Genomic DNA, 15,188 nt, shown 5'->3' on the forward strand with positions numbered 1-15,188 from the left:
ATATTATCTGGACAGACATGACACGCAATGTTAGCTGAAAGTAATATTATATTAACCTTAACATGTTGTTTGGGTATTGCGTTGTGGGAATTTAGTATGTAGCCTTTTAAAAATTAATAAAAATTGAAGTGGTATTACTGTATAAAGAGAAAAGATTATGAATTAATAATTAAATGGGTTTTCAATAGAAAGGGCAGGTTGAGTAAACCATTTGGGACCTTGGTTCGTCATATAAATATGGTCTTCTAATCTGATACCAAATTCATTGGGCACACAAATCATAGGTTCTACACTGTAGCACATTCCTTCCTTTAGAGCCATGTTGTTTTCTTTTAATATATAAGGATATTCATGTATGTCTAAACCAATACCATGACCAGTTCTATGTGGACACCCAGGGAGGTTATAATCGGGGCCAAGTCCGTGGGATTCAATTGTTTTTCGTGCGGCCGTGTCTACAGCATGGCATGTGTTTCCTATTTTTGAAGCATTAAAGGCCGCTATTTGAGCTTCTTTTTCTATATTCCAAATGGTACGTTGGTAATCGTTTGCTTCGCCAAAAATATAGGTTCTTGTAATGTCTGAAATGTAGTTATATAAAGAGCATCCAGTATCCACCAGAACAATATCATTAATTTCCAAAGGCTTTGGTGTTTTAACACCATGTGGAAAGGAACTATCTTTTCCAAACAAGACAATACAGAAATAGGAACCCGACGATACACCATGTCGTTTGTGGGCTTCATGAATAAAATCTTCTACTTCTTTAGCGGTAATACCGACCCTTAAAATTCTAGCTGTTGCTTTATGAACCTCAAGCGTGATGTTCATTAAAGCTTGCATGATGGCAATTTCGGCTTCAGATTTAACCATTCTACAAGCCGAAATAATAGACTTAGCATTGTTTATTGTTAATGATTTTGATGCGTTAACAATACCTTCATAAATAAAAAACGGCGTGCTTTCATCAATTAAAATTTCACCTTCAGCAATGTTTTTAGATTTAAGAATGGTATTGAATAATTCAAAGGGGCTTTCATGTTCTTCCCAACTATGGATCTCGCCTTCCATCATCATAAAATCTCTAATAGTGCCTTCTTCAAATTTAGGCGCTACATAATGAATCTCGCTATTTGCCAATAAAATAGCACCCACCATACGTTCACTTGAATGCCACTGAGTTCCTGTAAAATAAAGTAAATTTGTGCCTGCGTTTAAATATATAGCTTTAACATTTTGAGCCTGCATAAGACCGCAAGCTTTGCTAATTCTATTTTTATATGCTGCTTCTTGAATAGGTTGAATTAGTTGTGCTGTAGGTTTAATGGCATTTAATTCAGTTTCAATGTTCGAACCTCCTATTCCAAATGTATTCATATTTTATTACTGTTTTTCTTTGTAGAATTTAAACGTATTCTACTTGTTATTATTCTTTTATTAAATAAAAAGCTAAGATGTTAATCGAGTATTATCTTAACTTAAACACAGTGTATCCTTTATTTAAAACGCTCCGGTGAGAGTGGATTTAAATTTACTGAAGTGTGTTTATTTTCTATTAACTCTGTAACAAGTTTTCCTGTAATGGGACCTAAACTCCAACCCATCATGGCATGACCCGCAGCAATGGTTAAGTTATTATATTTACTTGTTTTTCCTATAAAAGGAACACCATCTGGAGATACAGGTCTTAATCCAGAAGTGGCATTAGCACGCTCAGCTTCATTAATTTCAATCGCTTTGTAGTATTTTTTTGCCGCATTAGCTAAAGCTTCAACACGTTCTTTTCTAACTACTGTATTATTTCCAGAAAACTCCATAGTTCCTGCAAAACGAGTAAAACCATTCATGGGTGTAATAGCTGCTTTAGCCTCTAATAAAATGGTTGGTATGGTGATACCTGTAGGTCTATGTACATCCATACTATAGCCTTTACCACCTTGTATAGGCACATTTAGGTTTAATTTTGAAGCTAAATGTGATGTCCAACTACCACTAGCCAATACAAAATCGTCTGCTTCATAAACATCATTTTGGGTAGCGACAGAAATGATTTGATTGTTTTTTACAGTAAAGTCTTTAACTTCTTGATTGATTTTAAACATTACTCCATTATTTTCTAACCATGTTTTTATGGTTGCCATAAAATGGTTGGGCGTCATGTGTGAATCACATTTGTAATGCACGGCTCCAATAACATTATCTGATAAAACGGGTTGTATTTTATGTAATTCTTCTTTGTTCAAACACGTAACATCCAATCCTTCATTTAACGCACGATGTGCTATTTCATGTTCTTCCTCCTCGCTTTTCGGATTGCTATAGGCCATTAAAACCCCTTTTTTTTCATAATGAAAATCGAAATCCAGGGATGCAAGCATGTCCTCGAATAAGGCTTGGCTTTTCAAGTTTAACTCCTTTAAAACAGGAATTGATTTTTCAACATTCGACTTGGTGGACGATTTTTTAAAAAGCCATGCCCATTTAAAAAAATCCAGGTCTAGGCGAGGTTTGATATAAAAGGGACTTGCACTGTTGAACATCCATTTGATGCCTTGGGTGATAATACCTGGTGCAGCCAATGGTATAAAATGACTAGGTGTTAAATAGCCAGCATTGATAAACGAAGCACCAGTTGATATATCACTTTGATCTAAGACAGTTACTAAATATCCTTTTTTTGTTAAATAATAGGCACTGCACAGTCCTGAGATACCACCCCCAATTATAACTACTTTTTTCATTAATTGTTAGTTTGTATGATGTTTAAAATAAAATGCGCCAGTAAAATCGTTTTAAGGGTTGATTTTTTCTGTGCGCATTTTGTATGTTTATTGTTATTTATTGTTCTATTTATATCACTTGAAATCCGTGAGCGTAAGGATCATCATCATCTATGATAATATTATTATAACCTGTTACTTGTGCCCATCCTTGAATACTTGGTATGATAGCTTTTTTGCCAGCAAGCGTCGTTTCTTGTTCAACTTTTCCAATAAATTTGCTGCCAATAAAACTTTCATGGATAAAGGCTTCGCCTATTTTCAACTTGCCTTTTGCATATAATTGTGCCAAGCGAGCAGAAGTTCCAGTGCCACAAGGAGAACGGTCAATAGCCTTATCACCATAAAATACAGCATTTCTCCCTGACGAATTTGGATCTATAGGGTTGCCAGTCCAAAGCATATGGCTTACATCTCTAATCGTGCTATTTTCTGGATGGATGAACATATTAGGATATTTTTCATTAATACGATGTCTAACAACTTGAGAATATTGAATGATCTTACTAGCTGTAAAATCATGGATTCCACTAAAGTTTTTTTGCGGATCTACAATGGCATAATAATTTCCACCATAGGCAACATCAAAAATTAATTCCCCTAATTCTGGGCATTCAATAGTTAGGTTTTCGGACGCTAAATATGATTTAACATTCACTAATTTAACCCAATCCACCTTTTTTCCGGTTTGTTGATATTCAATTTCAACCAATCCAGCCGGAGCTTCCATTTTAATTTTGCCAGGTATTTTTGGGGTAACCAAACCTTCTTCAATGGCAATGGTTATAGTACCAATAGTACCATGACCACACATAGGTAAACACCCAGAAGTTTCTATAAAAAGAATAGCAAAATCATTTTCCAGATTGTGTGGAGGATATAAAATACTACCACTCATCATATCATGACCTCGTGGTTCAAACATGAGCCCTTTTCGAATCCAATCAAATTCTTTAAGGAAATGTTGACGCTTTTCACTCATAGTATTACCTATCAAGTTAGGGCCACCACCAGCAACAACACGCACAGGATTTCCGCACGTGTGAGCATCTACACAAAAAAAGGTTTTTCTTGCCATGTATTATTAAGAATGCTTTTTAAATTTCGAAATTAATTGTTTTTAGAATTCCTTCAATAAATACCAGATAGGTATTAATATTCATTTATGACTAATCATTTTATGACTATTAGTTACTAAAGTAATCAGTTGATTTCTAATTTAAATTTTATCTATAATCATTATTTCTTATAGATTTTTGTATTCTGGTAATGTTGGTCTGTTCTTCATCGCAGTGTTTATTATATTCAAAACACGTTCTCTTTCTGCTCCCTGTAAAGGTAATCTTGGAGCTCTTACGTTTTCTGTACCAATACCAGTAGCAACTTCTGCTAGCTTAATGTTTTGAACTAATTGTGCGCTAATATCCAATTCTAATAAAGGCATAAACCATCTATAAATCTCTAAAGCTTCTTTCATTTTTCCTGCTTTAGCGAGTTTGTAAACAGCTACCGTTTCGGCAGGATATGCACACACTAAGCCTGCAACCCAGCCATCGGCACCAATAACGGTACTTTCTAGCCCAAGGGTGTCAACACCTGTGAATATTTTGTAACGATCACCAAAACGATTTTTTAATCGAATGATATTGGTAATATCTCTTGTTGATTCTTTTATCGCTTCAATGTTTTTACAAACCATCATCTCTTCAAACATATCCAAGGTTACTTCAATTTTATAATCTATAGGATTGTTATAGATCATGATTGGTAATGAGGTACTGTTCGCTATGGCTTTAAAATATGTTACCGTTTCAAAATCGGTAGCTTTGTAGCGCATTGGAGGTAATAACATTAAACCGTTTGCACCAGTTGCTTCGGCATGTTTTGCGACGGCAATGGCATCTTTAGTACTTTGCTCTGCGATGTTAATAATTACAGGAATTTTTCCATCAACAATGGATAATGTCGTTTTAATTAAAACTTCTTTTTCATCCGGTGTTAATGTACTTGCTTCACCTAATGTACCACCTAGAATAATTCCATTTACACCAGCTTCTATTTGTGCCTTGATGTTTTTTTCGAACATTACAAGGTCTAATTTATCATCACTTGTAAACTTTGTTGTGACTGCAGGCATGACGCCTTCCCATTTTATCATAAAATTTAATTTTGATATGCAAATTTAAATCATGTTTTGAAAAAAAATACGACAATTATTAACACATTATAATACTATATTACCTAGCAAATAGATTCATGTTATTTTTTTTAGTAATATTAGCAAAAACAACTGAGATGAAAGCACTGCCATTTAAAATTCCAAAGCCAGAAAATGAGGCTCTTGTTTATCAAGAAGAACGTTTAAAAGTATTGTATGATCAATTTCACCAACATAGTGAAATACAGATTAGCTATGTGGAAAAAGGAGCTGGCACATTGCTAGTGGGCGATACTATTAGCGATTATAAACCTAATGATATTTTGGTTCTCGGAGGTTATGTGCCACACGTTTTTAGAACAGACACTAATTTTTCTGATTTGACTGTTGTATATACCTTGTTTTTTGACAAGGATTGTTTTGGAAAGGATTTTTTTAAATTACCGGATATGGAAGGCTTGAATACTTTTTTCGAAGAATCACAATATGGGATTAGAGTGCATTCCAAAAAAGGAAAAATAATAAATCAATTTGCTAAACTGAAAAACCAAAATAAGGTACAGAGAATAGCAACCCTTTTAAAGATTATAGATTATATTAATTTGGCAGAAAAAAAACCGTTGTCTTCTTTTATTTATAAAAAGAAATATACCGATGACGAAGGCAAGCGTATGAATGATGTGTTTAATTACGCTATGGAAAGGTATTATGAGCCTATTACTTTAGAAGAAATATCGGAAAGAGCAAATATGAGCAAGAATGCATTCTGTCGGTACTTTAAAAAAAGGACTAATAAAACTTTTTTTCAGTTTTTAATTGAGATTCGTATCGAGAATGCATGTAAGCTTATTTATAATAGCCCAGATATGTCGATTGCTGCTATCTCAGAACAATGTGGATTTCAAAATACAGCTAACTTTAATCGAAAGTTTAAAGAAATTAAAGGTGTTACACCTACCAATTTTAGATTCAAGCGGTTTTAAAAACCATTTATTTAAGATTAAAGTATTTCTGTTTTTTTAATCTATTCAATAGAGGTATTAGTAAATTTTAGTTTGTAAGGAAATTTTTCATCGTTAGATGGTTGGTCATCCCATATATGGTTTATGTGTTCAGTAGGAGCTCCAGTTACCACTAACCATAATGTTTTTGTGTTTTCTGGTATTGATATGGAGGCAGTACCCTCTTTTGTTTTCTCCATAGTACCATATACAGGGGTACTGTCTTCTTTTACAGCTACAAAGCCATAACGCCAACCTTCAATAGTAGTATAATTACCTTCTAAACCTACAAAATCCACAGATACCATCGTGCCTACCACAGGAACACTAAGTTGTATAGCATTATAACCATATGATTGAGGAATTTGATTAGATGATATTTGATAATACTCATCAGCAACAGCATTTAATAAAGTTGCGTGCTGATAATTTTTTTGTTCGAGTGAGGGTAAATTTTTAATATAATTTTTATTATAAATTCCTAACGGATAATCCCATGTGATGTTTTTACAAGCATATTCAAAAACTTCATCATTAAATTGATCTTGAGAAATTCCAGTAATTCTTTTATAGGTTTCTATAGGATGTTCTGGGGTTAAGGCTCTTCTCCAGAGTTTTCCTAAAAAGTCTATACCATGTTTTTCTTTCCAATATTCTTGTAAGTACATGGATTGGTATCTAATATCTTCATGCGAAAAATTTTTATGAACGTTATCTAAGAAATAAGGTAACTCGCCTACAAAATCATCATTATTTTGTTGCCAAGACATGTATTGTGCGCATTGCTCCCAGAACGATCCAACATAAGATTGATCCCTAAAGCCATAATTACCATCACAAGCAACTTGATATTGGAAAGAATGTCCAAACTCATGAGCTATAACTGATTCACTTTTTGTAGTCGTTGGGTTGATCCATAAGGCACCAATAACATTATCATAACCTGATCCCGTAGCCAACCATTCTTCTTGATAGAGTAACATAAGAATCATTCTATAATTATCAGACTGAGAGTTTCCTTTAATAACAAATTTCATAGTGTCGCGGTAGTAAGTATAATAACTTTCAGCCATTGTTATTAAATTATTTATATCCACTCTTAGGTTTGTTCGAGATGTTTTACTGGGGTATTGTCCAAAACCTTTTTCCCAAAAAACAATAATATTATCAGAAGAGGCACTTCTTTGATAGCTCCATTTACTTTCGTTAGAATCAAAGTCATTATTTTTTAATTCATTAGGGATGTAAATCCCCTTGCCAGAAGTTGGTTTTTCTGCGAATATATATTGAAAATTTTCTGGAGGTGTGATTTTCGTCTCTTTAGGAGGGTCAGGTAAATCAGGAGTTTCATTGGTATTGTCAGAAGAACAAGCCACGCATAAAACAAGGCTAAGTATAAAAATTCTTTTATAAAAAAATAATAGATTCATGTTATGTAATTTTATCGTAATGGTTAATGACTTTGTAAAAATGTATTGAATCAATTTTATTGTTTTTTTAGATTTTGTTGTTTTAAATATGGAACCAAAGAAATTTTAACATCTTTGGCTCCATTCAAAATTTAAACAACTAAACTCAACTAACTAATTCAAATAATAATTTTTAAACTTGTAATAATAAGTTATCTATATAAATATGGATTTATAGTATTTTAATATATGATAAAGGTAGGATGTTATAATATCTAAAGGAATAATATAATTATCTGAAAGTCATATTATATTATCTAATTTTGTGTTGAATACTTATTTTAATCTTATCTGGATACATTTTTGGTTGTCATTCTCTAATCTTTAAATAATTATGGTGGTGTAATAATTAATACAAAATAAATTATAAGATGATTTGGATTATAGATCCTTTAGTTATTTAATGCGATTTTTTTGGTTGTGTTGTTAATTTTTAAAATATAGATTCCTGAGGCCATTGTTTTTGGAAGTTTAAGGAGGGTTGTTTTTGTTGATTCAGAATAGTATTTTTTTAATAAAAACAGATGTCTTCCATTAATATCAAAAAGACTAAATTCATCCGAAATATTAGTATTGGTAATAGAAAACTCACCAGACGACATTCTTACAGGATTTGGATATACCATACTTTCCATATTCAGACCAGTGTCTTTACCTTGAAAATATTCATTAGCAAAATAAAAATCGCTTTGCCCAATTTTTTCACCGATTTTCCTTCCGGGAATATCGTCAGCAGGGGGGTGTATGCCACCCCATATTCTAGAAAGACTACATTGGTCTGAAGCGTCACGATAGGTTGCCCATTGTAAAATGACATCTGTTGAGGGGCCTTTTTCAAAAGCTAAAAATTCATCTTTTTTTGCCACAAACTCACCCATCCCTCCTGGAAAGTATTCACTTCCTGTTAAGAGGGTCATCACCTCGGCAGCGGCTCTAGAAAAAGTGGAATGCCCTGAGACATACCCCGCAAAAGGCGGTGTTACAAAAGAAGGTCTTTGATAAGGCCACCAATTTTTTGCTAAAATCCAGCCTACACCAGCTTCGTCCGTTTTAGCATCTTTTATATAATCATGTCCTCTCCAAACAAAGACTTTTATGTTCCCTACATTTTCATTAGAGTTTCCTGCTAATGGGTCTCCTTCTTCTATGGTTTCAATATAGCCTTCTTTTAATGGAATACCTGCGACATTATAGTTTGGCTTGGAAGGGTCTGAACTTTGTCCTTTTTCTGCCATAAATCTAATGGCTGAAATAGGTCTTATATAATCATACCAGCCTTTAATACTCCAGGCAGCTATAGCACAATCATGCATGGTGCCTCCTAATATAAAGTACGATTTCACATCCCATTCTAAATTATCTAGTGTATCTCCTGTTCCATTTAATTTTTTAACAAATAATTTGTGATCACTTACATAATTGAGAATGGTAAACCAATGTCCTGGAGGTGTTTCTGAATCGGGACCATCTGCCCAAAACTCAGCAAGAACTCTCGTATAATCACCTCTTGGTACTATTTGTTCTTGATATGGAGCTTTGGTATATGGGTTTATATCATGCCCTAAGCTAATATCGCCTCCTTTTTCTAATTGATAAAAATCCTTATAATTTTCTGGGCTGTTAGGAAGCGATTCAAAATCAATATTACCAATGGATTTGGGAGATATATCCCACAGGACATTATCATAAGGATTAAGGTGTGAACTCCATATAGAAACTAAGGAAAAACTCCATTTATAAGCATCACTTGAAGGTGTTGATGTTGATAAGTCGAGTAGAGGAGGGCTGCCAGGATCGTCATAAACAATATATTCATCTCCAGAACGTGTATGGGTCGTTTTTTCTGTTTTATTCAAATTAAAAGGTTTTACATTTCCCCATTCAGGACCTAAAAAAGGAGGGGTTGCCCCTTCAATAAGATTACCACTCTGGTCAATAAAGGTATTAAAACTTAGAGGTTGCCACCTGTTGGGATTAATTAATAGTTCATTAGTTTCATCAGGATTGTTTAGTGGTAATGCGGGATTTGTTGGAGTATAATATTGGTTTGTATACTTGTTTAACTCGTTTGATCCATCAGTATGCCCATAATCAATCACGATTTGCGCTATATAATTTCCTAACGCTATAGGGTTTCCTGTTGAATAGTCTGTGGATGTTTCATTAATACTATAGCCTAAACTATTCATTAAATCATTAAACCGTTTCATAGTTATATCTAAATTAGGGGAATTTCTAAAACGATACTTTAATAAATTATAGGCAGCATAGCTTATGGTTTTGTTTCGAGCTTCATTAAGAGGTTCTGAAGAGATGAAACCATTAAATTTACTAGAAAAACCATGGATATCATTGCCTATAAGATATGGTTTTGCATTCCCATCATATATTGCCCAGGCATCATACATGGCTATACTAGTATGGAAAAGGTTTCTTGCATGTACGGTTGGTCGAGCATAGTCTTTTCTAATGGCATCAAGCAAGGCTTCATTCCACAATCGGGCAACAGATTTTTTATTTATAGGGGGGATTGGATCTGATGAATTTCTTATAGAAACATTTAGTACAATACTTTGACTGGCACAATAATCATTTTTTTCAATAATACTTACTGAGCCTAGTGTATCAGTTCCCCATTTTATCTTTATCGTGTTAGTGTTCTCGCCTTCTATTATGGAACCACCTGTAACGCTCCAACTAACCGTATTTCCAGATTGTGGAGGATAGGAGTAAGCCTCTGTGCTAGATTGAAACACATCACTATTTCCGTATATAGTCGATTCTGTTTTAAGATAAGTACAATTACCAGAGCTAATTGTGGCATTAGGATTGAAATTACAAGCATTAGGATCCATACATCCATATATTTTAATACTAGGCTGATTTGATGAAACAGTATAATTAGATCCTTCTACAAAATTGATGGTTTTATCTAAAGGTAAATTGGTGTATGTCTCAATTTTTCCTGAAGGCCAAGTTATTTTTAATTCTTGAATTTGTGTTGCATTAGCCAAACCAAAATGAACGGATTTTAAATTTTGAGATAAGAATCCTTTACCAGTATAATATCTGGAAAATGTGTTTTTATTTGTTTTTAATACTAATTTTGTTCCAATAGCATCTCTATTAGAAATGGTACCTTCTAAATTAACTTTTAACCAATGTAACTCTTTTGCTGGATTAGTAAAGTCTGTTGTAGTATTTTCATAGAAATATGAAGCTCTATCAGCATTGGTCACAAAAATATCTTCATCACCATCATTGTCAAAATCAAAAACGCCAGCACCAACACTAATGGTTAATTCTCCTAAATTTGAACTTTCTGATTTATCAATAAATTTAGAGCCTCCATTGGCATGTAAATTTTGAAAATATATGTTTTTTTCTGTGCTATGACCTTTATATTCAAAACCATTAAGTACCAATAAATCTTCATCACCATCTAAATCAAAATCAGTAAAAACGGTATCCCAAGACCATCCACCAGATTGCACCCCTTGTTCTTTAGCTAAATCAATAAACGTGTTGTCTCCCTTATTGGTTAATAAAGGATTCATTAAAACATCTGTGATATACATGTCAAAAAAGCCATCATTGTTATAATCTCCAAATGCAATCCCCATATCGTTTCTAGCATGGTTTAAACCATATTTGCTAGCTTCTTCGGTAAAACCTTTGCCTTTTTGATTTATAAATAAATCGTTAGTTCGATTTATAACGTCATTGCCTAAATATAAATCCATCCAGCCATCATTATTAAAATCGAAGGGAATACTCATTAAGGAGTGTTTATGTTCAACGGCTCCAAATAAATCTATTTGGCTAGTGAACGTTCCGTCTCCATTATTTGTGTAAAAACTATTACTATTACAACCTTTCCAATCCGAAATATATAAATCTAATAACCCGTCATTATTATAATCAAACCAAGTGGCTCCCGTATTAATACATCTGCTACCTGTGGTTATGCCTGATTGACCTGTAACATCTTTAAACGTGCCATTACCTTCGTTATGAAAAAGATAAACTTGATAAACGTTGGTCATGAATAAATCGGGGTAACCATCATTATCATAATCGCCCCAAAAGGCGCCATGTTTTACACCTTCAAAAACTTTATCATACGTAGTTCCGTCTTTTTCTAATGGAAATAAATTCAATAATAAGCCTGCAGCTTCTGTGGCATCAGTAAAAGTACCATCATTATTGTTTTTGAATAATCTACTATGGGATTTGGCTATTCCATCTTGATCTTTTCCCAAGGCGACAACAAACATGTCTAGAAAACCATCATTATTATAATCTGCAATGGCAATACCATTATTTTCTTCTAAAATACTTAGGCCGGCAACAGATTCAATTCGATTAAATGTTTGTGCTTTTAAATAATGACAATTGACTATAAAATGAAAGAAAAACAAAAAAACAGCTTGTTTTAATATTCGATTATTTTTTATTTTATAAGTTTCTAGGGGCATTTTTAAAAGTTTTATTTTAAAGGAAAGTTTATAAATAGGTTATAAAATTAATTCCCAATACACACCGAAATTTCAGTACATATTGGGAATCTTAAAGTCAAAAATTAAATATTAATTCTTGAATTATTTTTTTATATAAAATTAGGGTCTCCATTCGTTTACGCCATCTCTAATTCTATTTCTCCAAACCATTTCTGTAGAAACTTTCGTTGTATAGTCTTCAAGAGCGTAATTGACTGTATAATTTAAAATAAAGGTTCCTGTAGCGGGGTCATAAGTATTTGGACCGTTTTCTACTATTGAAGCTATAGGTGAACTTTCATATCCTGTGGGAGCAGGAGTACCAAAAACACGCCATTCATGAATAGCGGTAAATGTAGGTGATGTACAGTATATTCTAATTTTATTAGTATTAATTATATCAAAACTAGTTATGTTAAATTTATCTATAGCGTTACCTATATTGATAACACCATAATCAGTTTCAGAAACTGGGACTCCGTTAACAACGTTGTTATTGTAAAGTAATTTCCATTCACCTAAATTTAAATCCCAATATTCAAGATAAGAAAGGTTAGGTAGCTGAACGCCACCTCCATCCTGCATCCAATATACTTCTGAACTTGTAATGAAAAAATTTGATGCAAAATTATACTGAATCCAATTCTCTGACCCTTCTCCAGAAGGAGCACCATAGTTCCCCCATGATTGGGCTTGCCCCCCTTCGCTATCTGGATAATAGCCAGAACTAGCAACAGCTTTATCATTGTTAACTGCTAATTCGCTATTCCAAGCAGTAACATATGATGAGGTTACTGTAGCATCTAAGGCGATGTTTTTCGGAGAATTATCAGGATTTAAATTTGGGCTATATTCTAAAGAAACCGTATTATCAGGATTAACCTTTAATTTTATTTTATAGTCTTCACCAATTAAATTCATGGATCCATTCATTTCAAGAGAATCTTGATAGATAGTAGAACCTTTAATAACATTACTAATATTGCCACTATTTAAGATTTCTCCGCCAGGACCAATTGTTTTAAAATTACCCTTTTGATTATAAAAACCTTCCTGTTTATTAATGTACTTTAAAACAAGTATTTGAGTCTTTTGAGTGCTCAAAATACTATCTTCAGAAGTTTCAATTAACCTAAAAGGGATTGCATAATTCATTTTTGTTGTCAGGGGGTCGTTCAGAAACTTAATAGAATCTAAAACAATAGATACCTTGCCTACAGTTTCCCCAGCAGGTATTACAAATCTACTTGAATTGCTTAATGTATAATAATCTGAAGGAAGCATAGTATAGTCAGTTCCTATAAGAAGAGCAGGATCCAATTCGTAATCAGCCCATCTTTCGTTCTTATTATCTAAGATACCAGCCAAATAAATACCTGCATCAAGTTTTAAGCCTTCTCCTTTAACAACCGTTCTCCATAATACTCCTGACTCATTAGAGCCTCCATCAGCACTTGAAAAAGCCACCGAAGAAAACTCGTTATCTAGCCTAAAATCATCATAGCAGCTCGTTAAAACGCTAATGAATACTAAAAATATTAATAATTTTTTCATATGTTTCATGTATTAAATCTTTTCAATTAAAGGGTTACCAACCCGCATTTTGTTTAAGATTATTCATTATTAGTGTTTGTGAATAAGGTAGTGGTGCATATCTCATATAATCTTGATACGTATGGTTTTCTACATTAAAATAATTATACATATCACCATTTACCAAATCCTGTGTAATTTTAACCCCTTCAATAGTATGGTTTAAATCTTCATTCCATCTGCGAATATCCCAAAATCTGAATCCTTCAAAACACAATTCAATACGTCTGTTATTTTGAATAAATTCTCTAAACGATTCGGTACCCGCGTTGGCTTGGTTTAACATATATTGATCTTCATACCCTGGAGTAGCCGTATTAGAATCTATACCAGCTCGCATTCTTATTTTTGCCATAACATCTGCAGCAGAGTAACCAAATGTGTTACCATCTGGCCCATAAGCCTCATTAGCTGCTTCTGCAAAATTAAGATAAAGCTCAGTCTTACCAAGGTATACATAAAACTTAATATCATTAGTAGGATTGCTAGGATCTAGTTTCACGCTTTTGCTTAATAGTTTTTTCATGTAATATCCCGTTCTGGTTCCTTGTTGGTTTAAACCACCTGGAGCATCTGCACCGCCAATATATGTTTTTATAGTCGTGCCATTATAGACATCGCCATTAAAGAAAATAAATCTATAGAAGCGTTCATCACGATTTGAATATGGATTTTCTACATCATATAAAGTACTAGTATCAACAGGATATCCATCTGCTGCGGGGAATATATCTACCAAATTTTGAGATGGATTACATAATCCGTTTCCATACAAAGATGGAGGATAATAAGTTCCTTCTAAACCATTTCCTTGTGTTGTAGGTTGTATCCATATGTTATCAAAACTTGTAGCGTCATTAAAATTGTTATAAGGAGCCAAATCTGTTAATCCGCCAGAAGCATCAATAGCCGCGGCAGAGGCGGAGGCAGCTCGTTCCCATAAAGCTTGGGTAGACGGGCCATAAGCAGGACTCGCAGCATTTAAATAAATCCTGGCTTTTAATGCCATGGCAGCTAATTTTGAAGCTCTTCCTCTATTACTTAAGCCTGTAAAAGGATCATTACCCGTATATCTTAATGGTAACAAAGCTATGGCAGCATCACAATCTTGTGCAATTTGAGCAACACATTCTTCATAAGTATTTCTCGGAAGATCTAAATTATCTCCTTGTTCTAAAGCTGTTGTTACAATAGGAAAACCAAGTACTTCAGAGCCTCCAGCTTCTGGTTTACCAGCATAGGTCTTTAGTAAGTCAGCTTGATACCAAGCTCTTAAAAAATAAGCTTCTCCCAATCTGTTAGATTTAAGTGTTGAGTCTCTAACTTTATCCGATACACTATAAATTAAATCTTTACCATTTGCAATGTATAAATTAAGATACTTAATTTTATCGTAGTTATATCCCCAATTTCCTATAGGGCTACTTTCTACATTCCAGCTACCTAATGCTAATAAGTTAGTACCAGGTTGTGAGGGAACGGCATTATCTGTATAATAATCCATTGTAATAGGATAGGTCGTATTCAAACCGGCATAAGCATTTGCTAAAATGCCTTCACCATAGGTTGAGTGGCTCCAAAGATCTTCCGTTGTTTGATCCTGTATGGGAAGGGGATCTATTTGACAAGCAGTCAAGGAAAGAACGAAAATTAAATAATAATATATTTTATGTTTCATAATCATGTTG

At 33.5% G+C, this 15,188-nt stretch carries 9 protein-coding genes; 1 reads left to right on the plus strand and 8 read right to left on the minus strand.

Annotated features, from left to right (window positions below; all coding sequences use genetic code 11):
* Positions 1 to 162 precede the first annotated feature (162 nt).
* The 4 genes from DKT72_RS16875 to DKT72_RS16890 all read right to left on the minus strand — a co-directional run bounded on the left by DKT72_RS16875 (position 163) and on the right by DKT72_RS16890 (position 4,938).
* Complete coding sequence (locus DKT72_RS16875) at positions 163 to 1,377, minus strand: M24 family metallopeptidase (protein WP_111309923.1); 1,215 nt, start codon at positions 1,375 to 1,377, stop codon at positions 163 to 165.
* A gap of 119 nt (positions 1,378 to 1,496) precedes the next feature.
* Positions 1,497 to 2,741: an NAD(P)/FAD-dependent oxidoreductase gene (locus DKT72_RS16880; RefSeq protein WP_111309924.1), complete on the minus strand. Its 1,245-nt coding sequence runs from the start codon at positions 2,739 to 2,741 to the stop codon at positions 1,497 to 1,499.
* 109 nt (positions 2,742 to 2,850) lie between these two features.
* The gene (locus DKT72_RS16885; protein WP_111309925.1) at positions 2,851 to 3,858 is read right to left on the minus strand and encodes a 4-hydroxyproline epimerase; all 1,008 of its coding nucleotides are present in this window, start codon (positions 3,856 to 3,858) and stop codon (positions 2,851 to 2,853) included.
* Between the two features lie 168 nt (positions 3,859 to 4,026).
* Positions 4,027 to 4,938 (minus strand): dihydrodipicolinate synthase family protein, encoded by a 912-nt coding sequence (locus tag DKT72_RS16890; RefSeq protein ID WP_111309926.1) that lies wholly within the window; start codon positions 4,936 to 4,938, stop codon positions 4,027 to 4,029.
* Positions 4,939 to 5,075: 137 nt separating this feature from the next.
* Between DKT72_RS16890 and DKT72_RS16895 the strand changes: the two genes are divergently transcribed.
* The gene (locus tag DKT72_RS16895) at positions 5,076 to 5,921 is read left to right on the plus strand and encodes an AraC family transcriptional regulator (RefSeq protein ID WP_111309941.1); all 846 of its coding nucleotides are present in this window, start codon (positions 5,076 to 5,078) and stop codon (positions 5,919 to 5,921) included.
* Positions 5,922 to 5,962: 41 nt separating this feature from the next.
* Here DKT72_RS16895 and DKT72_RS16900 read toward each other — a convergent pair whose 3' ends face one another.
* The 4 genes from DKT72_RS16900 to DKT72_RS16915 form a co-directional block, all read right to left on the minus strand.
* The gene (locus tag DKT72_RS16900) at positions 5,963 to 7,369 is read right to left on the minus strand and encodes a DUF6055 domain-containing protein (RefSeq protein WP_111309927.1); all 1,407 of its coding nucleotides are present in this window, start codon (positions 7,367 to 7,369) and stop codon (positions 5,963 to 5,965) included.
* Between the two features lie 431 nt (positions 7,370 to 7,800).
* On the minus strand, positions 7,801 to 11,886 hold the full coding sequence (locus DKT72_RS16905; RefSeq protein ID WP_111309928.1) for an FG-GAP-like repeat-containing protein: 4,086 nt from the start codon (positions 11,884 to 11,886) through the stop codon (positions 7,801 to 7,803).
* A gap of 141 nt (positions 11,887 to 12,027) precedes the next feature.
* Positions 12,028 to 13,461: a DUF1735 domain-containing protein gene (locus DKT72_RS16910; RefSeq protein ID WP_162623351.1), complete on the minus strand. Its 1,434-nt coding sequence runs from the start codon at positions 13,459 to 13,461 to the stop codon at positions 12,028 to 12,030.
* Between the two features lie 34 nt (positions 13,462 to 13,495).
* A complete protein-coding gene (locus DKT72_RS16915; RefSeq protein WP_162623352.1) occupies positions 13,496 to 15,178 on the minus strand; it encodes a RagB/SusD family nutrient uptake outer membrane protein in 1,683 nt (560 codons plus the stop codon).
* Between the last annotated feature and the right edge of the window lie 10 nt (positions 15,179 to 15,188).

This window comes from Confluentibacter sediminis (assembly GCF_003258355.1).
In the GTDB taxonomy this organism is placed as follows: domain Bacteria; phylum Bacteroidota; class Bacteroidia; order Flavobacteriales; family Flavobacteriaceae; genus Confluentibacter; species Confluentibacter sediminis.